Origin of the sequence: Pseudomonas antarctica (assembly GCF_001647715.1) — a bacterium.
GTDB lineage: Bacteria > Pseudomonadota > Gammaproteobacteria > Pseudomonadales > Pseudomonadaceae > Aquipseudomonas > Aquipseudomonas antarctica_A.
Genome location: NZ_CP015600.1, coordinates 2,254,935 through 2,275,758 on the forward strand (window position 1 = coordinate 2,254,935; position 20,824 = coordinate 2,275,758).

Annotated in this window: 17 protein-coding genes; 3 read left to right on the forward strand and 14 right to left on the reverse strand. The window is 61.7% G+C overall.

Features of this window, described 5'->3' with window-relative positions; all coding sequences use genetic code 11:
• Position 1: 1 nt before the first annotated feature.
• The 11 genes from A7J50_RS10465 to inhA form a co-directional block, all read right to left on the reverse strand.
• Entirely contained in the window at positions 2 to 1,435 is a 1,434-nt protein-coding gene (locus tag A7J50_RS10465; protein ID WP_064451718.1) for an O-antigen ligase family protein, read from the reverse strand.
• Positions 1,432 to 2,535 carry a glycosyltransferase family 4 protein gene (locus tag A7J50_RS10470; protein ID WP_064451719.1) on the reverse strand — a complete coding sequence of 368 codons (1,104 nt, stop codon included), beginning with the start codon at positions 2,533 to 2,535 and terminating at the stop codon, positions 1,432 to 1,434. Before A7J50_RS10470 ends, A7J50_RS10465 begins: the two co-directional genes overlap by 4 nt.
• Positions 2,526 to 3,743, reverse strand: coding sequence for a glycosyltransferase family 4 protein (locus A7J50_RS10475; RefSeq protein ID WP_064451720.1), 1,218 nt, complete (start codon positions 3,741 to 3,743; stop codon positions 2,526 to 2,528). Before A7J50_RS10475 ends, A7J50_RS10470 begins: the two co-directional genes overlap by 10 nt.
• A gap of 8 nt (positions 3,744 to 3,751) precedes the next feature.
• Entirely contained in the window at positions 3,752 to 5,080 is a 1,329-nt protein-coding gene (locus tag A7J50_RS10480) for a cellulase family glycosylhydrolase (protein ID WP_064451721.1), read from the reverse strand.
• A complete protein-coding gene (locus tag A7J50_RS10485; protein WP_064451722.1) occupies positions 5,070 to 6,260 on the reverse strand; it encodes a glycosyltransferase in 1,191 nt (396 codons plus the stop codon). The genes A7J50_RS10480 and A7J50_RS10485 overlap by 11 nt, the downstream gene beginning before the upstream one ends.
• On the reverse strand, positions 6,260 to 8,251 hold the full coding sequence (locus A7J50_RS10490; RefSeq protein ID WP_064451723.1) for a GumC family protein: 1,992 nt from the start codon (positions 8,249 to 8,251) through the stop codon (positions 6,260 to 6,262). The genes A7J50_RS10485 and A7J50_RS10490 overlap by 1 nt, the downstream gene beginning before the upstream one ends.
• A gap of 14 nt (positions 8,252 to 8,265) precedes the next feature.
• Complete coding sequence (locus A7J50_RS10495) at positions 8,266 to 9,045, reverse strand: polysaccharide biosynthesis/export family protein (RefSeq protein WP_064451724.1); 780 nt, start codon at positions 9,043 to 9,045, stop codon at positions 8,266 to 8,268.
• A gap of 29 nt (positions 9,046 to 9,074) precedes the next feature.
• A complete protein-coding gene (locus tag A7J50_RS10500; RefSeq protein WP_064451725.1) occupies positions 9,075 to 9,986 on the reverse strand; it encodes a glycosyltransferase family 2 protein in 912 nt (303 codons plus the stop codon).
• Between the two features lies 1 nt (position 9,987).
• A complete protein-coding gene (locus A7J50_RS10505) occupies positions 9,988 to 11,448 on the reverse strand; it encodes a mannose-1-phosphate guanylyltransferase/mannose-6-phosphate isomerase (protein ID WP_064451726.1) in 1,461 nt (486 codons plus the stop codon).
• Positions 11,448 to 12,887 (reverse strand): undecaprenyl-phosphate glucose phosphotransferase, encoded by a 1,440-nt coding sequence (locus A7J50_RS10510; protein ID WP_064451727.1) that lies wholly within the window; start codon positions 12,885 to 12,887, stop codon positions 11,448 to 11,450. The genes A7J50_RS10505 and A7J50_RS10510 overlap by 1 nt, the downstream gene beginning before the upstream one ends.
• 708 nt (positions 12,888 to 13,595) lie before the next feature.
• Positions 13,596 to 14,276 (reverse strand): isonitrile hydratase, encoded by a 681-nt coding sequence (gene inhA, locus A7J50_RS10515; protein WP_064451728.1) that lies wholly within the window; start codon positions 14,274 to 14,276, stop codon positions 13,596 to 13,598.
• Positions 14,277 to 14,370: 94 nt separating this feature from the next.
• Here inhA and A7J50_RS10520 point away from each other — a divergent pair, with 94 nt between their 5' ends.
• Positions 14,371 to 15,339, forward strand: coding sequence for a GlxA family transcriptional regulator (locus tag A7J50_RS10520; protein ID WP_064451729.1), 969 nt, complete (start codon positions 14,371 to 14,373; stop codon positions 15,337 to 15,339).
• Positions 15,340 to 15,495: 156 nt separating this feature from the next.
• Here the strand turns inward: A7J50_RS10520 and A7J50_RS10525 are convergent, their stop codons facing one another.
• The 3 genes from A7J50_RS10525 to A7J50_RS10535 all read right to left on the reverse strand — a co-directional run bounded on the left by A7J50_RS10525 (position 15,496) and on the right by A7J50_RS10535 (position 19,179).
• Entirely contained in the window at positions 15,496 to 16,401 is a 906-nt protein-coding gene (locus A7J50_RS10525) for an alpha/beta fold hydrolase (protein ID WP_064451730.1), read from the reverse strand.
• Positions 16,402 to 16,559: 158 nt separating this feature from the next.
• A complete protein-coding gene (locus A7J50_RS10530) occupies positions 16,560 to 18,386 on the reverse strand; it encodes a glycoside hydrolase family 15 protein (RefSeq protein WP_064451731.1) in 1,827 nt (608 codons plus the stop codon).
• Positions 18,379 to 19,179 (reverse strand): glucose 1-dehydrogenase, encoded by an 801-nt coding sequence (locus A7J50_RS10535; RefSeq protein WP_064451732.1) that lies wholly within the window; start codon positions 19,177 to 19,179, stop codon positions 18,379 to 18,381. The genes A7J50_RS10530 and A7J50_RS10535 overlap by 8 nt, the downstream gene beginning before the upstream one ends.
• A 145-nt stretch (positions 19,180 to 19,324) precedes the next feature.
• Between A7J50_RS10535 and A7J50_RS10540 the strand changes: the two genes are divergently transcribed.
• Together A7J50_RS10540 and A7J50_RS10545 are read left to right on the forward strand one after the other, a co-directional pair.
• Positions 19,325 to 19,825, forward strand: coding sequence for a sigma-70 family RNA polymerase sigma factor (locus A7J50_RS10540; protein ID WP_064451733.1), 501 nt, complete (start codon positions 19,325 to 19,327; stop codon positions 19,823 to 19,825).
• 23 nt (positions 19,826 to 19,848) lie between these two features.
• On the forward strand, positions 19,849 to 20,802 hold the full coding sequence (locus tag A7J50_RS10545; RefSeq protein ID WP_064451734.1) for a FecR family protein: 954 nt from the start codon (positions 19,849 to 19,851) through the stop codon (positions 20,800 to 20,802).
• The last annotated feature ends 22 nt before the right edge of the window (positions 20,803 to 20,824 follow it).

Consider the following 20,824-nt stretch of genomic DNA (forward strand, 5'->3'; position numbering starts at 1 on the left):
GTTAAGGCCGCGCGCCGTCAAGGATCGGCTTGCGGTAAGCCACGGTCTTGAGCTGCGGCAGGCGTGCCGGAAACAGTCGGCGCGCCTCCAGCACATTGAGGCCCACCATCAGCCAAAACAGCGCCACCATCACCACCGCAAAGCTGAAGTAGTGGTCAAACAAACCGCTGACCAGCGCCGAGAGAATCCCGGCAGTGCTGCCCAGCCACAGCGCGTTGTCCTTGGTCAGGCGGATCGGGCCTTTTTCCGGGCGCGCCTCACGCCACCAGCGCACGGTGACGGCGACAAACAGCAGCATGCCGACAATGCCGATCTTATAGATGAGGTTCAGCCACAGGTTGGAGATCCCCAGCAACAGAGTGCCCGGCACCGGTGGGTCGACCTTGAAGCCAATGCCGAACGGATACGCCGCCACCGCCTGCGGGAACATGCGGTATTCATCGACGCGCACTTCGGTACTGGCGTTGTCCGACGAAAAGATCGTCGCCAGGCGGTCCTGCAACGGTGGATAAGCCATCACCAGCGCCACCGTCAGCGCGGCGCCGATCATCAACAGACGCCCGGTGTACGGCACACGGCGTGTCGCCATCCACATCAGCACCAGCGCCAGGCTGACCATCGCGCCACGGCTACTCGCCAGCAGCAAGGCCGCAGCGCCCAGGCACGCCACGCCCAGGCCCAGCGCGCGCTTCCAGCCTTGTTCGGTCATGCCATAGCAGAACGCCAGGGGCAGCAGCAGCGCCATGATTCCGCCGATGGCGTTCGGGTGCATCCACGGCGAGCCCATGCGCGACGCCATCGCCTCCAGGCCGAATTTCAACATGTCGAAGTTGCCGTAATTGAACACCGCCAGGATCGGCGCAATGCCCGCCCCCGAGCGGGTGCGCACAAACACTGCAATCGACAGCACCAGCATCGTCAGCGTGCCCAGCAGCAGGGCGATGACCAGCGATTCGCGTTGCTTGTAGCCGGTCAGCAACTTGGCGCAAAGGAACACGCCCGAGAGGTTCAGCAACCAGCGCAGCCAGTTGGCCGTGCCGCTGCTGTCGGCGTGGATGCTGACCTGGCCGACGATAAACGGGAACACGCTGAACAGCATCAGCCACAACAGCGCCTGGTCGGTGGGGCGCCGTGACAGGCGGGGTGTATCAGGCACGCGCGACAGAAAACTGTGCCACACCACTGCCCCCCAGGTCAGCGCGAGGACGGCTTCGCTCACCGTACTGCGAATGCCCAGGTTGACGGTCGAATACGGCATAAAGGTCGCGACCCCGGCGAACAGCAACAAGCCCCAGAACGGGAAGCGCAGGATGGTTACCGCCGCCGCCAGACCGATCACGGCGAGGAAGGCCTTGGCCGGTGACAGCATCAAGGCGAGTGCGCCGAACAACAGGCCCAAGAGGATGGCGACGAGGCTTGCCAGGGGGAGTCTCATTTCAATTCCTCGATCAGTTCGGCCAGACGTCGACGATAAGCCTGGTGGTTGAAACGTTGTGCCCACAGCTTGCGTTGTTCGGGAGAATCTTCGGTAGGGCGCCCCACCAGCTCGACCATCAATTGCACCAGCGCGGGTGCGTCGCTGGGCGAAAAGCGCGGGGCCGAAGGCGGCGTGATTTCATCCAGCGACGTGCCGCTGGCCACCGCCACCGGCGTGCCGACGCTGAGGGCTTCAATGACCGGTAAGCCAAAACCCTCAGCATAGGACGGCTGCCACAGGCGCGAGGCCTTGCGGTACAGCCCATGCAATTGAGCATCTGACACACCGCTCAGGGCGCGAATACCCGGCAGGCTGCGCTGGGCTTCGGGCAGATGTTCGAGGCTGCCTACCAGCACCAACTCGGGTACGGCGGGAGACAGGCGACGTGCCTGCTGCCAGGCGTCCACCAGAAACGGCACGTTCTTGCGCAACTCACGGGTGCCGACCAGCAGCCAGTAATGTTCCGGCAACTGGTGCGCCGACAGGTCAGCAGCCAGTTCGACAAAACCCTCCACTTGATTAGGCAATACGCGAATCTTGCCCGCCGCCTTGGGAAACAGCCGCGCGGTTTCATCGGCGCTGTACTGCGAGGGCGTCCATACCCGATCTGCGCTGTGCACTGCATAGGCGATCGAGAGTCGATCGCTGGTCTTGTAGATCAGCGCCTTCAAACGGTTGGCGTGGTAGTTGTTCAGGGTGATCTGGAACAGGTCATGCAACAGCACCACGGTACGCAAACCCTTCGGCTTGGGGGGGAGCGGAAGGCCCATATTGAACGTGCTGATGTACAGGTCGATGTGCTGCTCACGTAACGCGCGTGGCAGAAAACCAGCCTCGAACCGCAGGCGATTCTGCGGTTGGTGCATGGCCGTCTTCGCGCAGCCCCAGGTCGGGCAGTGGGCCTGCAAGCGGGTTTCATCGCCGAGGGGGGCCACAGTGAACCGTTCCAGCTCGACATCCGGCAGCGCGCGCAGGGCATTTTCCAGCGCGTACACCTGGCGACTGATCCCCGATTGCGGTGAGGTGCCGACGGTGCGGTAATCCAGGCCTACACGCATGCGGGTTCCTTTTGACTGAGCGGCGACAGGCTTGCATACACCTGCTCCAGTTGGCTGGCGGCGACACTCCAGTCGTGGGCCCGGCGCACATAAGCACGGCCCGCTTCACCCATCGGCGTGGCGGCTTCGGGAAATTGCAGCAGGCGTACCACGGCGTCCGCCAGGCTGTCGGCGGTTTGCCCGCCGAGGTAATCCAGGCCCTCCACCAGATCCAGGCCCGACACGCCTTGTTCGGTGCTCGCCAAAGGCAACCCGGCAGCCAGCGCTTCCAGCACTTTCAATTTGGAACCGCCGCCATGGCGCAAGGGCGCCAGAAACACCGAACAGCTCGACTGCAGGTTCAACAGGTTCGGCACAAACCCTTGCCACTCGATACGCGGGTCCTTCCAGCGTTCACGCCAACTGTCGGGCATGCCGAAACCGCACACACTCATGCGCGCATCCGGGCAGTGCTCCCAGACCCTGGGCAGGATTTCATCCAGGGCCCATTCGATGGCGTCCACATTGGGCGCATATTCATAGTTGCCGAGGAACAACACTCGGCGCGCCGATGGGTCGGGGTGAGCGGCGGCAAAGTGATCACAGTCCACGCCATTGACGACTACCGGCACCGGTTTGCCGGCGATCCTGGTCAGCACCTGTGCATCGCTTTCGGTGACCGCCACCACCTGCGCGGCCTGGCGCATCACGCGGCGTTCCCAGCGCGCGTAGCGCCATTGATCGTAGCGAATGAACGGCAGCGCCCACCGCGGCAGGCGATCGTAAGTGGCCGCGCCCAGCGCCGATTCAACATTGTGCTCCGTCAGCACGAAAGGCTGGGATTTGCGTGCCAGGGCGTCTTCATAAGGCTGGAAGGCATACGTGTGCTCGATCTGCACCACGTCCCAGTGCTCTTTGAGCAATTGATTGAAAGTGTCCTGCAGCGCGCCCGACAAGCCATTCACACTGGCCAGCAGCGGGTAGGGCGCAAACAGCCCGGCCACCAGGGTTTTCAGGCTGCGCAGCGGGCGGCGTGGCAGTACGATCAATTGCTCGAGGAAGGCTTCCAGCACCTGGCGGTCAGTCAGCGACACCGGGTGCTTGTCATGCAGCAGCAAGGTGATCCGATGCCCACGCGCAGCCAGGCTGCGCAGCAGGTGGAACTGGCGCGTCTTGCCGCCGCTGGTGGCGGGCCAGGGCGAGTAGGGCAGGATCCATAAAATGCGCATGGCGGGCTTCAATCCCATAACAGAATTTGCAGGTTCGACTTGACCGGAACGGTCAGCCCATTCGTGCCACTCACCGGCGTTTGCGTGCCGCGCAACGGGTCGTACAGGGTGGCGCTGGTGAGGTTGGGCAAGTGTGCGTTACCGCCCTGGGCCGACCAGAAAAACCACAGCTTGTGGCCATCGGCGCGGGTCCAGCCGATGCTGAACAGGCCGTCGGGCAATTGGTCGGCAGCGGGAGGGTCGCCGGGCGTGAGTTGTGGCCCACTCACGTCGAGGAAATTCTTCAAGGCGGTGTAGACCGGCTTGGGGTTGGCGTCGATGTCGAGTAAACCGTAAGACTGGTCGCGCACGCTGGCGCGTTGATCCAGGTCGCTCAGGGTGAACAGGAAGATCTTGTCGAAATCCATCGCGCTCATCAGCGCCACGCGGCGCACCACGTAATCGGCCTGGCCCTGCAAGGTAATGAGGTCCTGGGCGTCTTTCGGCCCAGGGTAATTCGACCAGCCCCATTCGGTGCTCCACAGGGTTTTTACACCGCCGGCGCGCAGGGTCTGGTTGAGTGCGGTGGTCTTGGCGATAAAGTCCAGGTTCGCCGGGTCGTTGCCTTCGGGCAGTTGGGTGTAAGGGTGATAGGAAATGACCGTGTTCAAGCTCGTCACACCCAGCGCGCCGAGGGCCGCGAGCATGGTCTGGCCATTGGGCATTTCGCTGAAGAACGCCATGCCGGCAGCCACCACGGGTTTGTTCGCATCCACAGTTCGCAATGCCGCGGCGGTGGCGGTCAACAGGCTGGCGTAGCCTGCCGGGTCAGCTGCCGGGCGCCAAAACCCCAGCAAGTTGGGCTCATTCCAGACCTGCCAGGCATCCACGCTGGGGTAGCGTTGCGACAGCAGTGCCATGCGGTTGGCGAAGACGTTCGGGTCCTTGGGCGGATACTGGTCCTGATACGGCGCGCCGGCCGGTGCGGTGGTGATGAAGGGCGCCGAGCCCACCAGGTAAAACACCGATTTGAGCTGGTTGGCTTGCAGGTTGCCCACCAACTGATCGAGGGTTGCGATCTGATACTGGCCCTCTGCTGGTTCCAGTTGATCCCAATGCAAATCCAGGCGTACCCATTGCAGGCCCAAGGCCTTGAGGCGGTCGATCTGCAACTGATACAGCGTGGGGCTGAACCAAAGGAACTGCGCGTTCACCCCCAGGAAGTCCTTCCACACCACCACCTTGTTGCCCTTGAGGACATGGTTCTCGGCGTCGGCCTGGCGCCCCCACATAAAGGCAGTCAGGCCGAGTGCGGCAACCACCGCGAGGATAGCGAGATAAGCCCGTTTACGCGCCATAAGGGGCTCCCGCAATCGCCTGCTCGAAAAGTAGCTTGAACTTCTGCGCGGTCAACGGCCACAGGCGTTCACGCCCAATTTCCCCGGCACGCTCGGCCCATTCGCGCGCCAATGTCGGTGCGCGCGCCAGGCGCAAGAGTTGTTCGCTCAACGCTGTCACATCGCCTTGGGGATAGATCGCGCCATTGCCGCTGGCGACTTCTTCGGCAAACGCCCGCGCATCCGACGTAATAGCCCCGCGCCCACATGCGGCGGCCCAGGACAGTGCGCCGCTGGTGCCGCGTTGGCGCCCGAGCAGGCCGAGCTTCTTCGACTCGCGGTACGGCAGCACCATCACATGGTGCGCCTGGATGGTTTGGGCAATCTCGCTGGCCGGCAAGTTCAGCCGCCAGTCGATGGAGCCCGCCAGGCCGAGTTCGGCGATCTGGCTGTTCAACTGCTCCAGGTAGTTGCCGCCCGCGCCAAACGCCATTTCGGCGGCCGTGCCACCGGCCAGGGTCAGGCGCACACGGTCACGCAATTCGGGGGCGTGCTTGAAGACATCGGCCAGGGCCTGCAACAGGTCTTCAATGCCTTTGCCACGGTAGATAAAGCCGAAATACAGCAAGTGCAAGGTGTCCAGCGGCGGCAAGGGTGCTGGTGCAATCGCCAGGTTGGCGTGGTTGATAACTGCCACTTTGCCGGCCGGCAGGTGCATGCGCTGGCTCAGGCAGTCGGCGCCGAGGCGGGTGAGGGTAATCAGCCGCGTCAGGCCTTGGGCAACATGGCGTTCTTCGCGCAAGGTGAGTGGATCGGCCAGCACCACGGCCGCCTGCGGCAATGGGCTGGGCAAACGTTGCAGCAGGTTCAGCGGGAAGGGCAGGTGCTCGCGCCGCCACACCATGCGTTCCGGATCATGCACGGTGGCGGTCAGCGGCAGCCTGGGGTAAGCCTTGCGCAACTCGCGCAGGGCCAGGAACTCCCCGAGCCGGCCGCCACCCAGTTCGGCGTGGACCAGGTCCACGCTGTGCCAGTCGAATGCGGCGATAGCCTGCTTGATTGCTTCGGTAGTGCCTTCCGCGCCGCTCAACGGTGTCGCCACCGTCACGCCCAGCTGTTCCAATGCCGTCTTGAAATGGTTCGCATAGTCGGCGATCCCATTTTTTTCCGGTGGCAAAGGCGCAAGCAAGGCGATGCGCATCAGAACGCTCCTCGGTACTTGGCGATCGTTTTAAGCACCTTGGCCGGCACTTCGAATTTGCGTCGGTTGATGATGATGCCATCCACCTTGCCGAACGCCGTGTTGAGGATCGACAGCGCGTGTTCCACCACCGGCACCGTGCTTTTCTGTGCTTCCACCACCAAGGCGATCAAGTCGGCACGGCGCAGGTTGATAAAGGCATCGCGGTTATCCAGCAGAGCGGAGGCATCCAGCAGCACCAGTTCGCCAGGTGCAGCAGGTTCCACGCCGCCGACCCGCACGGCAATGCCGTTTTCCTGCAGCAATTGGCGCAGTTGCTCGACCACGAAGGTCACCCCTTCACCATGACGTGCCGAGGTCAGCCCCAGAGTCATGCCTCGCTCGGCAATACGGTCCAACTGCAGCAACCCGTACAGCCGGTAAATACTCGCATTGAACGCGTTGGTACTTTGCGCAGTGCTCGTGTCCAGCTCCGGCAACGTGGTCCACAGTGGCAGACCGAACTTGCGCTCCACCAGGCCGCCGTCATGAATGCGCTGGTCCAGCAGGTAGCACAGGTAGATCACCAGCAAACCGACGACGATGGCAAACGGAATCGCCAGTAGCAGCATCACCAGGGTTTTCGGGAAGATGCGGCCCGGGTTCAGGGTGGCTTCTTCGATCACCGCAATATTGCTGATCTGGCTCTTGTCCAGTTCACGGTCGATGCGTGATTTTTCCAGGTTGTCCACGTACAGCGCGTAGTTGCGTTCGGTAGCGCTCAGCTCGCGCGCGAGACGCGCCAGTTCCGGTTCGATCTCCATGGCGTCTTTGCGTTGGGCTTCGAGGTTCAGCAGTTGTTTTTGCTGCTGTACAAGCTGGGTGCGCAGCGCCAGGTTGTTGCTCGACTCGTCCAGCAGCACGCGCTGCAGGTGGATTTCCAGGGTGTTTGGCGCACGGTTTTCGGAGGATTGCACCGTGTTGCTTTCACTGGCGACCTGGGCTTGCATCGCACGAATCGACGCATCCAGGGCTTTGACCGGCGGCGCGTTGTCGGTGTAGGTGCGCATCATGTCGGCTTTTTCCAGCAGCTTCTGGTTCAGCAGGCGACGCAAATCCTGCTGCTGCGGGTTCAGCGCGATCTGGCGTACGGTGGTGACTTCCTTGGGTTGGGATTTCAGTTGATCGCGTGTGCTCTGCAGCGCACTGTCGGACGAGGCGATCAGGCGGGTGGTGTTGAAGGTCTCGCCGCGCAGCACGTTGATGCGTTCGGACAAGTCTTCCAGGCGATCGGTGATGCTCGCCGCGCCGATCTCATTCAAGTGCTTGAGGATCTGCTCTTTATAGCTCTTGATCTCGGTGGCGCTGGTATTCACCTGGCCTTCATAGAACGCGTACAGGCTCTTGCGACCCAGCGCCTGGGTGCGTTCGGTGATATAGGTCTCGATCCAGTCCTTGACCACGGCCTGGGCAATTTCCGGGTCGCCCCACCTGAAGCTGATATCCATCACCGTGGAACCTGCGGCGTGGCTGACCTCAAAGTTCTTTTCCAGGCTCGCGGCCAGGCGCTCCACCGGCGTGGTTTTTTCCACAATGCCTACGGTTTCGAGTACCACGCGAATGCCATCGAACACCGCACCCACGCCTGCCTTGACGTAGTGCTTGGTGCGCTTCCAGAAGCCTGCGGGTGGCGGCGCGTTTTCGATAAGTTCCAGATAATGCTCGGCGACGGTGCGCACGATCGGGCGCCCGGTCAGCAAGCGTTCCTCGTCGACAATCGGGTCGCGCTGGGTGCTGGGCATCACCAGCGCCTGGCGGTTGCTGATCTCGATCGGCAAGGTTGAATCACGCCCCGGCTTGACCAGCAGGCGAGCGGTGGATTCGTACTTGGCCGGCAGCAAAAATGCACCCAGCAGGATGATCACCAGCGCCGCGATGGCGGCCAGTTTGAACTCTTGCCGGAAGATGAAGAACAGGCGCAGAAGATCACGAAAAGAACGGATCTCGATCATGGGATGTCGCTCCTTTAGTTACTGGAACTGCTGCTGGTTCGCGTGTAGTTGTAGCCAACCCCGATCGACTTGGTGAACGGGATCAGTTGGTTCAAGTAGGTGTCCACCCCTTGGATACGCTCGCCCACGTTGGATTTAGGCACGAACACCACATCCCCGCGTTGCAGGCGCACCGATTTACGCCCGTTGGGGCCGGGTTTGAGGTATTGGCTGAAATCCAGGAAATAGGCGTGATAGGCGCCCTGGGCGTCTTCACGCAGCAGTGCAACCATGCTCGCATCGCCCGATGGGTTCACCCCGCCAGCACCGACAATGGCTTGCTCCAGGGTGTTGGCCGTGCCGATCTGCACCGCAGTCGGGTTATTCACCGCGCCGCCGACGATCACCGAGTTAGCCGGTGCCTGGTTGATGTTCACCGTCACCCGTGGCTCGCGGTACACCGGCGCCAGCTTTTTGGTCAGCTCGCTGGCCAGTTCCGAGGGTTGGCGACCGGCTACCTGGATCGGGCCCAGGAACGGATAGTTGATCTTGCCGTCCGTTTGCACCGTGTACAGCGTCAGCTCATAGATCGTGCTGACGTTGAACGCGGACAAGGTCGGCATCTCCCCGGCATCCCGTACGATACGCAGTTGGTCGCCGACGCGGATGCGTTCCACGGCCACTGGCAGCTGTGCAAGCTGGTCGAGGGCGCGCTTGCCGTCTTCGATGGTCTTGTCGTCCGGAGGGACGATGCGTGCGGGCGTATTGCAGGCGGCCAACGCCATCATGGCCAGGACGAGCAAGGTTCTTTTCATCAAGGGGGACTTCCTGTGGGTCATGATGCTCACCTCCAATAACCGGGGAACATGCTGATGCGCCGCTTGACGGCGAGGGGGAGCCGGCGTTCCAGATGGCCCAGCCGATAGCCGAGCAACTTGAACGCGCTGCGCACCAGTACTTCGGGTACGCGGTGCAATGCACCGGCTGCGCGCAAGGCCGCGAGCTCAGCCAGTACATAGCGTTTACCTTCACCGCCAGCGTCGCCAAAGGCCTGGCGAATCCACGGCTCGCGACCGTAGAACACGCCAATGTCGAAGTAGCGGTGAAACTCATCCATGAGTCGGTAATCGTGGGAGTGATACACCCGCGCGGTGGCGGCGTAGCGCACTGTGTAGCCCTGGAGGAGCATGCGCGCAGCGACGTAGGCGTCTTCGCTGCCGATCACATCGGCGGGGAAGCCGCCGACTGCCTGCAATGCGCTGCGTCGGTATACGCAAAACGAATCAGAGCTGAAGCAGGTCTTGATGCCCAACTGCGGTGCATCGGCCATGCTCTTGCTGCGACTCTGGGCCGGGTAGTTGAAATGCCGCGACTGCGCGCCCAGCACACCGGCGCCGGGGTGTGGCAATTGCCGGCCGTACGCCACGCCGCTGCGCGGGTCTTGCTGCAATTCGTCAAGCAGGTTGGCAAAGGTCTCGGGGCTGTCGGGGATCGCGTCCTGGGTCATCATGATCAGCGCATCACCGTCCACCTGTTCACTGGCCCAGCGGCGCGTGCCGCCGTGGTTGAAGTCTCGGGCGTCGATCACCTCGACCCGGGCGCCGAAGTCGCGAAACCGTGCCACGGTGTCATCGCTGGAGGCGCTGTCGACTACCAGCATCTCGTCCGGTTGCAGGGTCTGCATTTTCAGCGCAGGCAGCAGCCGCGCCAGGTGACTGGACGCGTTGCGGGTCGGGATGATCAACGAGGTGCGCATGTCACTTTTTCACTTCTGCGGGCGCGCGCCCATAGATGTCATCAAAACGCACGATGTCGTCTTCGCCCAGGTACTCGCCGCTTTGTACCTCGATCATCACCAGGTCGATGATGCCGGGGTTGGTCAGGCGGTGCTTGTGCCCGGCCGGAATGTAGGTCGACTCGTTGGCGTTGATCAGAAATTCGCGGTCGCCATTGGTGATCTGTGCGGCGCCGCTGACCACCACCCAGTGCTCACTGCGGTGATGGTGCATTTGCAACGACAGCGACGCCTGGGGCTTGACCACGATGCGCTTGATCTTGAACCGGCTGCTTTCCTCCAGCACGGTGTAGGTGCCCCACGGCCGCGTGACGGTGCGGTGCAGGCTGTACGCCGGATGATTCTGGCGCTTGAGTTCGGCGACAATAAAGCGCACGTCCTGGCTGCGGTGGGCGTCGGCGATCAGCAGCGCATCGGGGGTGTCGACGATGATCAGGTCGTGTATGCCCACGGCGCCCAGTACGCGCTTGGGCGAGTCGATGTAGCAGTTGTGTACGTCATGCAAAATCGCTTCGCCGTTGACCTGGTTGCCATGCGCATCGCTGGGCGTGAGTTGGCGCAGCGCTTCCCAGGAACCGATGTCGCTCCAGCCAATGTCGCAGGGCACGACCGCGACTTGCTTGGACTTCTCCATTAATGCCACGTCGATGGATATATCCGGCGCGCTGCCGAAAGCGTCCGGGTCCAGTTCACGCTGGCGCGAGGTTTTGTTTTGCAGGTCATGGCTGTGTTCCAGTGCCGCTTTGGCCGCTGTCAGCACGTCGGGGGCGTGGGCGGCGAGTTCGTCCACCAGGGTGCTGGCCTTGAAGCAGAACATGCCGGCGTTCCACAGGTGCTTGCCGCCGTCGAGGTAGCCTTGCGCGGTGGCCAGGTCAGGTTTCTCGACAAAGCGTTTGACCCGGAAGCCGTCGCCCAGTGCTTCGCCTTTTTCGATGTAGCCGAAACCGGTTTCCGGGTGGTCGGGCTTGATGCCGAAGGTGACCAGGTAGCCGGCTTCGGCCAGGTCGCGGGCTTGGGTGACCGCTTCGGCGAACGCGACCTCATTGAGAATCAAATGGTCGGCGGGCATCACCAGCAACTGCGCCTGGTCGCCGAAATGCTCTTGCACGTGCAGCGCCGCCACTGCAATGGCCGCCGCCGTGTTGCGGCCGAATGGTTCCAGCAACAGGTCCAGGGGCAGGTGGGCCTTGTTGACCACGCGGTAGTCATCCAGGGTGCGAAACAGCAGGTCGCGGTTGGTCACCGTGAGCACGCTTTCCACGCCGGGCAGTTTGGCGGCGCGCTGGAAAGTTTTTTGCAACAGGCTCTGGCCATCGCGCATGCGCATGAAAGGCTTGGGCATGTTCTGCCGGGAGACCGGCCACAGCCGTGTGCCCGAACCACCGGAAATGATGCAGGGAATTAATCCGTTGAGGGTATTCATCAATAGACTTCCTTGGTGGAGAGGACGGCCGGGACCGTCATGAAGACGATGTACAAGTCAAACCACACCGACCACTTGGAGATGTACTCCAGGTCGTACTCGACACGTTTCTGGATCTTGATCAGGGTATCGGTTTCACCCCGGTAGCCGTTGATCTGCGCCCAGCCGGTGATGCCCGGCTTGACCCGATGCCGCGAACTGTACTCGCTCACCGCGACTTCGAACGGAATACCCGCGGCCTTGGTTGCTGTGGCGTGGGGGCGTGGGCCGACCATGGACATATTGCCCAGCAGCACATTGAACAACTGCGGCAGCTCGTCGATGCTGGTCTTGCGAATGATGCGGCCCACACGTGTGATGCGCGGGTCTTTGCGGGTGGTCTGTTGCTCGGCGGTGAAGTCACTCTGGTCGGTGAACATCGAGCGGAACTTGAACACGCGAATCTCGTTGTCGTTGTAGCCGAACCGGTTCTGGCGAAACAGCACCGGGCCCTTGGAGTCGAGCTTGATTGCGATCGCCGTCAGCAGCATCACCGGCGACAGCGCCACCAAGGCCAGGCTGGCCAGCAGCAAGTCTTCACAGCGCTTGATGAACGGCGACCAGCCGCGCAGCGGTAACTGCGAGGTGTTGAACATCAAAATGCCGCCCACGTCGGTGATGCGGCTGTGGCCATAGCGCAAGGCGGCCATGTCGGGCACCAGCATCACGTTCACCGACATCTGGCGCAGGCGATTGACCAGCCCGTGGATGCGTTTTTCGGCGGCCCAGGGCAGGCAGATCATCACTTGGTTGACCTGTTCGGCACGAATCAGCTTTTCCAGGTCGCGGGTATTGCCCAGTAGGGGCAGGTGGCTCAATTCCTTGGGAATGCGCTCGGTACGGTCGTCGATGAAACCGATCAGGCCGGAACGGATATCGCCATTGCGTTGCAGGTGGTCGGCGACGTGCACGGCCGTGTCGGTGAAGCCCAGGATCACCGTGCGTTGCAGGTATTTGCCTTTGCGCATCAGGTTGCGATACAGGCGCAGCATCACCAGGCGCTCAAGGCAGAACAGCCCGAGGCTGGCGAAGTACCACGCCACCAGGTTGCGCGGAGTCAATTGCGGGAAAAACTGCAGGATCTGGTACATGAACAGCAAGATGCAGAACGCGGAGGACCAGGCCACGATGCTGGTCCGCAGGCGCAGACGATTGCTGAACAACTCTTCTGAATAGATCCCCAGTGCATGGAAAAGAATCACGCTCAGCACTGCAAAAAACAGCAGCAGGCCGAGGAAATGGGGGCGCAATTGGGGGTCCATTGTGTCGAAGAAAAATACCAGGACCAGCGGTGGCAAGATAGCAGTCAGGCCGTGTACCAATTTGACGAAAACCACAAAGAACTCAACAAAACCCGCACGGGTTAGAAACAGGCTTACGACTGACGACTTTTCTCGCATAAAAACATCCCTCATTGCACTCCAGGCTTTCTGTTCGCTGCTTTTGAGGGCAGGCGAACGATGGCAACTCTGGGTAAAACGCAAGCCTTTCCCTTCCAAAACGAAGGAAATGCGTGGGGGCAGTGGCTAAAGGAGTTTTCCGGTTATTGGCTTTGTCAGTGAGAGAAAACGCCTTTTTTCTGACCTTGTCAATAAGTTGACTTTTTTTCGGATGGGCTGCCGTAGACACCTTGTTTAGTCTTTTTGTGTGTCATTTTGTTGACTTTCCTTGTCGGTTCACTCGGTCCTAGGGTGTGATTTTGAGTGTAGAAACAAATGTGAGAATTTTCCTGCCGTGCGGGAAAACCTTTTTTGAATGGAGGTAGGAAAGAGGGACAAGGAGGGTTTTGAAAGGCGGCCCAAGTGCCCTGAAAATGGCGTTCGAGCGGGTATGAGCGGCCTTTCAAACGCACGCGTAAAAATCGTGTGCCTTGTTATAAAGTTGTCCAAAAGGCAGCTGGCGCCGACCACGGCATTTTTATTAAAAAAGTATCAGCGCAATTTTTTGTTTGTATCCATTTGACTACTTTACCGGTCGCGCTCTCGGGCGGATGACGTGGAAGAAATGATCGACTTCACGCATTCAGCCATTTCTTCGAGCGCTACCCGCAGCGCCAAGCCCCATTAATGGGCCGGGCGCTGATGTCGCGTCCAGCGGGGCAGGGTAGGTCAGCACAGCCGTGCAGCGGCGCGTGCCACAACCTCGGCACGTACCCGATGCGACTCCGCTGTGCGCTTGTTGGCTTCCTCCAGAACGTGCTTGGGGGCGGTTTTCGGGCTGCCCGCGTCGAAGGGTGGCGCCGGTGCGTATTCGATCTGTAGTTGCACCCGTTGCGCGACGTCCTCGCTGTACAACTCGGCGGCCAGCGTCAGGGCGAAGTCGATCCCGGCGGTGATGCCGCCACCGGTAAACAGGTTGCCGTCACGCACCACCCGCGCCTGCACCGGGATCGCGCCGAGCGGAGCGAGCAGGTCGTGGTAAGCCCAATGCGTGGTGGCCTTGCGACCGCGCAGCAAACCCGCCGCGCCGAGTACCAGCGAACCGGTGCATACCGAGGTCACGTAGCGCGCGGTCTGTGCCTGGTCCTTGAGGAAATCGAGGGTGTGCGGGTCCTCCATCAGCGCGCCGACACCGGCCCCGCCGGGCACGCAAATCACGTCCAGGCGCGGGCAATCGGCATAGGTCATGGTCGGGGTGAACACCAGCCCGGTGCTGGAAGTGACCGGCGCCAGGTCTTTCCACAGCAGGTGCAACTCCACATCCGGCAGCGAGCCCAGCACGTCATAGGGACCGGTGAGGTCCAGTTGCTGGATACCGGGAAACAAGAGAAAACCGATCTGCAAGGTCATGAGTGAAGCTCCGATTACGGGGGAGGTAGACGGCTTCACTCTAGAGGCCTAGGCTTTGGCGTATACGCCATTAAGCCCACCAATTACGCCAACCATGACTCGAATAATCCATGTACTCGCTTTTGATAACGCACAGGTACTCGACGTGACCGGGCCGTTGCAGGTGTTCGCCTCGACCAACGACCTGGCGCGTCAGCGCGGTTTGCCGTTGCCTTACGCGGCCTCGGTGATCGCCGCGCAGACGACGCCGGTGATTACCTCGGCTGGCTTGGCGCTGTTGGCCGAGCCTCTGCCCGCAGCCGACACGCCGTGCGACACATTGGTGATCGCCGGTGGCTGGGGTGTGTACGGTGCCGCCGAAGACGCCGAGTTGGTGGGTTGGGTGAAGCAAAAAGCCCAGCACACCCGGCGCATGACCTCGGTATGCACCGGCGCTTTTTTGCTGGCCGCCAGCGGCTTGCTCGATGGCTGTCGGGTGGCCACCCACTGGACTCGCTGTGACGAACTGGCGCGCAAATACCCTTTGCTGACGGTGGAGTCCAACCCGATTTTCATCCAGCAAGGCGCGGTGTGGACCTCTGCCGGTGTAACGGCCGGCATCGACCTGTGCCTGGCCCTGGTGGAGGAAGACCTCGGCCGGGCCGTTGCCCTGGAAGTGGCGCGGCATCTGGTGGTGTTTCTCAAGCGTCCGGGTGGCCAATCCCAATTCAGCGCGGCCTTGTCCCTGCAAAAAGGTGACAGTCGCTTCGCCGATTTGCACGTCTGGATCGCCGAAAACCTCAGCCTCGATCTGAACATTCCCACACTGGCGGCCCAGGCGGGTATGAGCGAACGCAGTTTTGTACGCCACTATCGCGCTGAAACCGGGCAAACCCCGGCGCGTGCGGTCGAGTTGATACGCGTTGACGCCGCGCGCCGGCAGTTGGCCGACAGCACAGCCTCGATCAAACGCATCGCCGTGCAGTGTGGTTTCGGTTGCGAGGAGACCCTGCGACGCAGTTTTCTGCGGGCCCTGGACGTCACGCCCCAGGCCTATCGCGAGCGCTTCTGCCAACCGGCCTGAATGAAAACGTACCGGTTTGAACCCAGGTGATGTGTTATTGCACCGCCTTCAGCGCCGGCGCTTTCAGAAGATGAAATGATTCGTTTCGCCCAGGCCTGTTGCCAGGGCAGGGCAAGGTAACGTCTTCAGTGTCAGGGTCGTGGCTGCACGCTGACGTCACGTCCGATCAAGCAATTCGCAAATCGCTGCAAGAGTCGCCTGCGGTGCTTCCTGGGGAATATTGTGACCGACGCCGGCCAAGACTTCGCGCCGATAAACGCCGGTGAAATGTTCCACATCGTCATCCTCAACCGGGGCCGGGCCCACGCCATCATCGGCGCCGCACAACGAAATGCTCGGTACCGAAATCGGCGGCTGCAGTGCCAGGGCCCGCTCGATGAACTCCAGCGTCGGGTCGCCGGGGACGTACATGAATCGATGGCGGTAGGAGTGAATCACCACCTCGACAAAATCCGGGTTATCAAACGACGGCGCGGTCTGGCCATACAGAGCCGGACCTTCGGCCCAGGTCGGTGACCACAGCTGCCACAATAACTCACAGAGCTCACGACGATTGGCGGTCAGACCGTCTACGCCGCGCGGGGTGTGAAAGTAGAACTGGTACCACAGCCTATGCTCAGTCTGCGGTGCGCTCGGCGTGGGCGACTGGGCGATATCCTGAATGTTATAGCCATCCCCGGTCACCAACCCACGCACCCGCTCCGGCCACAGCGCCGCGACGATACAGGCGGCGCGCCCACCCCAGTCATAGCCCGCCAGGGTCGCGCGCTGGATAGACAGCGCATCCATGAAATCCAGCAGGTCCTTGGCCAACGCCGCCTGTTGGCCGGAACGCATCACCTGCTCATCGATAAACCGCGTCGGGCCATAGCCACGCAGGTAGGGCACTAACACCCGGCACCCGCGCTCGGCCAGGGCCGGCGCAATGTCATCGTAGCCGCGTGGGTCGTAGGGGAAACCATGCAACAGGATAACCGGTTCACCGTCGTCGGGGCCGTGGGCTTCATAGGCCACATCGAGCATGGAAGTGCGCACGTAAAGTAGCGGGGCGGATGTGTTCATGATGCGCTCGAACGAGGTGGCCGAAGGTGCTGGAACTCTAGCCGATACCGAATGACGATGCGGCATGTACTTGAGGGCAATAGTCTTGCTCGCCGGGATGGGTAGCCAGCAGGCCGGCGTTTTTCAGCACCGGCTGGGGTTCCCTGGTGGCGTCCCGGTCAGGGTTGCCAGACGGTCTTCTCCCCGCTGAGTTTGCGGTCCAGAAAGGTCGCTGCGCTGATCAGCGCCAAGTGGCTCAGCGCCTGGGGTGTATTGCCCAGATGCCGGGCCTGGCTGTCGAACTCCTCGGCGTACAAACCCAGGGGGTTGGCGTAGCGCAGCAGTTGTTCGAATTCCAGGTGGGCTTTTTCGACTTGACCGGCCCGCGCCAGGCACTCGACGTACCAGAACGAGCAGGCGGCGAACGCGCCTTCGGTGCCTTGCAAGCCGTCAATCTGGCTGTCGTCGTTGCGGTAGCGATAAACCATGCCGTCGCGCACCAGGCTTTTCTGGATCGCCTCCAGTGTCGACAGCCAGCGTGGGTCAGTGGCCGCGACGAAGCGCACCAGCGGCATCAGCAACATCGAGCCATCGAGGGCGGTGCTGCCGATATGTTGCACGAAGTGCCCGCGCTCTTCATTCCAGAAGTTGCTCCAGATATCGGCATAAATCGCCTGCCGTGTCTGGTCCCAGCGTGCGAACGGGGCGGGCAGCGAGCGCTTGGAGGCCAGGCGGATTGCGCGGTCCAGCGCCACCCAGCACATCAGGCGTGAGTGCAGGAAGTGATGCTGCTCGCCGCGCATTTCCCAGATGCCGACGTCCTTCTGATTCCAGATTTCGCAAACCTGGTCGGCGACTTCCACCGTGTGTTTCCAGCCTTCGTGGGAGATGGCTTCACCGTATTTGTTAACCAGGTACACCGCGTCCATCAGCTCGCCGTAGATATCCAGCTGGATCTGGTCGAAGGCCTCATTGCCGACGCGCACAGGCTTGGCGCCGCCATGCCCGCTGAAGTGGTCCAGCTCGGTTTCCGGCAGTTCCTGGCGACCGTCAATGCCATAGAGGATGTTGATTTTGGTCGGCTGGCCGCAGCAGTCACTGACCCGGCCTTTGAGCCAGCGCATGTAGCTGTTGGCTTCCTCGATAAAGCCCAGGCGCATGAACGCGTAGACGGTAAACGAGGCGTCGCGGATCCACGTGTAGCGGTAGTCCCAGTTGCGTTCGCCGCCGGGTGTTTCCGGCAGGCCGAAGGTGGCGGCGGCGATGATGGCGCCGTGTTTGCGTGAGGTCAGCAGCTTGAGGGCCAGCGCCGAGCGATTGACCATTTCGCGCCAGCGCCCGCGGTAATTCGACTGCGCGATCCAGCCGCGCCAGAACTTCAAGGTTCGCTCCAGGTACAGGTCGGTACAGTGGTTGGTCACGCGCGGATCGTCCTCGCCGCCCAATACAAATTCGGCGCCTTCTTCCTGGGTCAGGGTAAAGCTGGCGACTGCCGAATGATCGTCGAGGCTTAACGGGTGGCTGCCGACCAGGCGCAGGCCAGGCTGGCCGTCGGCAGTGAACAGCACGCCGCCCTTGTCGGCCGCGGCGTGCGTTGCCGAGCGGGCATAGTCATGACGCACGGCGCAGCGCAGGTGGATCGTGGCCTTGCCGCTGACAACGCGCACCCGGCGGATCAACAGCGGCAGGTCGTCGATTTCTTCGGTGACCGCCAGCAGGTCGGTGATTTCCACCACCGCCTCATCGCTCAGCCACCGGGTTTGCAGCACGTTGGTGTCGGGCAGGTAGATTTGCTCGCGGCGGGCGTTGGGCAGGTCGGGAGTGAGCTGGAAAGCCCCGGCCTCAGGTGTGTCCAGCAGCGAGCAAAAGATCGACGGGCTGTCAAATTCCGGCCAGCAGAAAAAGTCGATACTGCCGGTGTCATTGACCAGCGCTGCACTGCGCATATCACCGATGATGCCGTGGGCATCAATGGCGCTTTGGGGTTCGTTCTTGAAATCAACCATTGCCACGAAACTCCGGATAAAGGCTCATGCCGCCATCGATGAACAGGGTGCTGCCGACCACGTAATCGGAGGCGTCACTCGCCAGCCAGACCACCGCATTGGCCACGTCCTCCACGTCGCCGACCCGGCCATAAGGAATCAGCTTCAATAACTCCTTTTGCGCCGCGCCTTCCGTGGCCGCACGGTTGATCGCCGTACGAATCGCACCCGGTGCAATGCCATTGATCCGTATGCGCTGCTCGCTGACTTCCTGGGCAAGGGTACGCATCAGCATCTCGACCCCGCCTTTTGAGGCCGCGTAATTCACGTGCCCGGCCCACGGGATGATTTGATGCACCGAACTCATGTGAATGATTTTGCCGGCCGCTCGCGACACGCCTTCGCGCACGCCTTGGCGATTGAAGATACGCACGGCGGCGCGGGCGCACAGGAACTGGCCGGTGAGGTTCACGCCGATCACGGTGTTCCAGTCGTCGAGGGTCATGTCCACCAGGTTGGCGTCTTTTTGCAAACCGGAGTTGGCGACCAGAATGTCCAGGTGGCCGAAGGCGTCGAGGGTCTGGGCGAACAGGCGTTCCACGTCGGCCTCTTTTGACACATCACCACCGATGGCCACCGCTCGGCCGCCGTCGGCGTTGATCTGAGCGGCGAGGGCTTCGGCGGGTGCCGCCTGGGAATTGTAATTGAGCACCACGGCCGCCCCGGCTTCAGCCAGGGCCTTGGCGGCGCCAGCACCAATGCCGGAACTGGCGCCGGTGACCAGGGCCACTTGTTGTTGCAATGAAATCTGCATCGCCCACCCACCGTTTTATGAGAGTCCTTTCTGCTGACTGACGCGACGGGGCACAAGTTCACCCGGCACCTGCACGCCGGGAATCAATTGCCCCACTTAATAGGAAGCATTACTATTCACGCCCCGCCTCCCCAGTGCTCTCGCGATGATTCCTCAGCCGCCCCGCAGAACAGGCTTTTTCGAGCATTACGAAGAGTTGATCGGAACCTGGACACGTCGCCTGAAAAACCGTCAGCAGGCCGAAGATCTGGCCCACGACACTTTCGTGCGGGTGCTCGAGTCGCGTTCGACCGAGGTTGAGCAACCGCGCGCTTATCTGCATCAAACAGCGCGCAATATCGCCGTAGACGCTTACCGCCGCGAAGACCGCCGTGAAGCGCTGGCGCTGGAAACCTTTGATCAGCGTTCGCCTCACAGCGGCGACCCGGAGCATTTCATGCACGCGATCCAGTTGGCGGACTCCATCGAGCGGGCCTTGGCCGAGTTGCCCGTCAACTGCCGCAGGATTTTCATCTGGCAGAAGATCGAGGGTCTCACCCAGCAGGAAATCGCCGTACGCCTGGGGCTTTCAAAAAACATGGTGGAAAAGTATATGATCCGCACCCTGCGGCATCTGCGTGACCGCCTGGATGCGATGGCCCCATGACCCGCCTTGAAACAGGATCTTCCATGATGGATAACCGTTCTCGCGACGAAGCCGCGCAATGGTTTGTACGCCTGCAAGACGCCGAGTTGAGCGTCGAAGAGCGCCAACGTTTCGACGCCTGGCGCAATGAATGCCCGGAGCACCAATACGAATTTGACCTGCTGCAAGGCGTGTGGAGCGCCACCGACCTGTTGCCCAAGGCCCGTTTGCAGGCCCTGTGCGATGAGCCGGTCGAGCGCCCCGAGCGCCGGGCAATCTTGCGTTATGGTATCGCCGCCAGCGTGGTCGCCGCTGCCTTGGGGTTGGGACTATTCAGCGCGCTTGATCACACCAAACCCTACAGCGCCGAGTTCAGCACTCGCCTGGGCGAGCATCGCCAGGTGGCCTTGCCCGACGGTTCGATGATGGACCTCAACAGCCGCAGCGTCGTCGCGGTGCACTACGAAAAGGGCCGGCGCGGTGTCGAACTGAAACAGGGCGAAGCCATGTTCAGCGTCGAACATGACACCCGCCGTCCCTTTATTGTCGCTGCCGGGGCCGGGCAGGTGACGGTCACCGGCACGCGTTTTGATGTGCGCCGCGATGACGACCAGACCCGCGTGGTGGTCGAGGCCGGCACGGTCAAGGTACAGGGGCGCTCGTCGGATCAAATCGTCACGCTTACGGCGGGGCGGGGCACGCATGTTGATCCTCGAGGGCAAGTTGCAGCGGCGTATGCGGTGAATGCCGATGAGCTGACGGCCTGGCGCACCGGCAAGTTGGTGTTCAACAACGCCACCCTCGGCGAAGTGGTGCGGGAGGTATCGCGCTACCGCGAGCAACCGTTGCGGGTCAATACCGCTGCGGTCAGCAACCTGCGCCTGACCAGCGTGTTCAAGTCCAGCGACACCGACGCCTTGCTCAAAGCCTTGCCGCACATCCTGCCGGTCGCGGTGCGCGCCTTGCCGGATGGCAGTCAGGAAATTATTTCACGCTGAGATTCAGGTTTTTTTCGAGTTC

Excerpts from the sequence above, each read along its gene's own strand:
- A7J50_RS10465 (WP_064451718.1), bottom strand. The coding sequence starts at position 1,435 with ATGAGACTCCCCCTGGCAAGCCTCGTCGCCATCCTCTTGGGCCTGTTG.
- A7J50_RS10470 (WP_064451719.1), bottom strand. The coding sequence starts at position 2,535 with ATGCGTGTAGGCCTGGATTACCGCACCGTCGGCACCTCACCGCAATCG.
- A7J50_RS10475 (WP_064451720.1), bottom strand. The coding sequence starts at position 3,743 with ATGCGCATTTTATGGATCCTGCCCTACTCGCCCTGGCCCGCCACCAGC.
- A7J50_RS10480 (WP_064451721.1), bottom strand. The coding sequence starts at position 5,080 with ATGGCGCGTAAACGGGCTTATCTCGCTATCCTCGCGGTGGTTGCCGCA.
- A7J50_RS10485 (WP_064451722.1), bottom strand. The coding sequence starts at position 6,260 with ATGCGCATCGCCTTGCTTGCGCCTTTGCCACCGGAAAAAAATGGGATC.
- A7J50_RS10490 (WP_064451723.1), bottom strand. The coding sequence starts at position 8,251 with ATGATCGAGATCCGTTCTTTTCGTGATCTTCTGCGCCTGTTCTTCATC.
- A7J50_RS10495 (WP_064451724.1), bottom strand. The coding sequence starts at position 9,045 with ATGAAAAGAACCTTGCTCGTCCTGGCCATGATGGCGTTGGCCGCCTGC.
- A7J50_RS10500 (WP_064451725.1), bottom strand. The coding sequence starts at position 9,986 with ATGCGCACCTCGTTGATCATCCCGACCCGCAACGCGTCCAGTCACCTG.
- A7J50_RS10505 (WP_064451726.1), bottom strand. The coding sequence starts at position 11,448 with ATGAATACCCTCAACGGATTAATTCCCTGCATCATTTCCGGTGGTTCG.
- A7J50_RS10510 (WP_064451727.1), bottom strand. The coding sequence starts at position 12,887 with ATGCGAGAAAAGTCGTCAGTCGTAAGCCTGTTTCTAACCCGTGCGGGT.
- inhA (WP_064451728.1), bottom strand. The coding sequence starts at position 14,276 with ATGACCTTGCAGATCGGTTTTCTCTTGTTTCCCGGTATCCAGCAACTG.
- A7J50_RS10520 (WP_064451729.1), top strand. The coding sequence starts at position 14,371 with ATGACTCGAATAATCCATGTACTCGCTTTTGATAACGCACAGGTACTC.
- A7J50_RS10525 (WP_064451730.1), bottom strand. The coding sequence starts at position 16,401 with ATGAACACATCCGCCCCGCTACTTTACGTGCGCACTTCCATGCTCGAT.
- A7J50_RS10530 (WP_064451731.1), bottom strand. The coding sequence starts at position 18,386 with ATGGTTGATTTCAAGAACGAACCCCAAAGCGCCATTGATGCCCACGGC.
- A7J50_RS10535 (WP_064451732.1), bottom strand. The coding sequence starts at position 19,179 with ATGCAGATTTCATTGCAACAACAAGTGGCCCTGGTCACCGGCGCCAGT.
- A7J50_RS10540 (WP_064451733.1), top strand. The coding sequence starts at position 19,325 with ATGATTCCTCAGCCGCCCCGCAGAACAGGCTTTTTCGAGCATTACGAA.
- A7J50_RS10545 (WP_064451734.1), top strand. The coding sequence starts at position 19,849 with ATGATGGATAACCGTTCTCGCGACGAAGCCGCGCAATGGTTTGTACGC.